This window comes from Vibrio sp. M260118 (assembly GCF_036533755.1).
GTDB lineage: Bacteria > Pseudomonadota > Gammaproteobacteria > Enterobacterales > Vibrionaceae > Vibrio.
In genome coordinates this window covers 1-509 of the sequence record NZ_JATABG010000710.1, presented here as the reverse complement: position 1 = coordinate 509, position 509 = coordinate 1, and the positions used below count along the sequence as shown (strand labels likewise).

Here is a 509-nt window from a genome sequence, read left to right as displayed (position 1 = left end):
TCGTCTAGAGGCCTAGGACACCGCCCTTTCACGGCGGTAACAGGGGTTCGACTCCCCTACGGGATACCATTGGGTCGTTAGCTCAGTTGGTAGAGCAGTTGACTTTTAATCAATTGGTCGCAGGTTCGAATCCTGCACGACCCACCATTTCTCGATGGGGCTATAGCTCAGCTGGGAGAGCGCCTGCCTTGCACGCAGGAGGTCTGCGGTTCGATCCCGCATAGCTCCACCATTCGAGGACTTCTTCCTATAAGAAGTAAAACTAATATGGGCGATTAGCTCAGTTGGGAGAGCACCTGCCTTACAAGCAGGGGGTCACTGGTTCGAGCCCGGTATCGCCCACCATCTTTAAATGTTTTCTCTTCGAGAATATTTAAAAATGGTTTCATTAGAAACTAGCTCTTTAACAATTTGGAAAGCTGACGAATAACAACAATCCCCATCTCTTTGAGATGCGTTGTTATTCAATTAAAAGTTCTCAAATCCTAAAACTATGTTTTAGGTACCAA

At 47.0% G+C, this 509-nt stretch carries 4 tRNA genes; all 4 read left to right on the top strand.

The window, feature by feature from the left end:
• The first annotated feature begins 1 nt into the window (after nucleotide 1).
• The 4 genes from QTO00_RS20765 (at nucleotide 2) to QTO00_RS20750 (ending at nucleotide 345) form a co-directional block, all read left to right on the top strand.
• Nucleotides 2-69: transfer RNA gene (locus tag QTO00_RS20765), tRNA-Glu, on the top strand.
• A gap of 2 nt (nucleotides 70-71) precedes the next feature.
• Nucleotides 72-147 (top strand) — tRNA-Lys (locus tag QTO00_RS20760).
• A gap of 9 nt (nucleotides 148-156) precedes the next feature.
• A tRNA-Ala gene (locus QTO00_RS20755) sits at nucleotides 157-232 on the top strand.
• 37 nt (nucleotides 233-269) lie between these two features.
• Nucleotides 270-345 (top strand) — tRNA-Val (locus QTO00_RS20750).
• Nucleotides 346-509 lie beyond the last annotated feature (164 nt).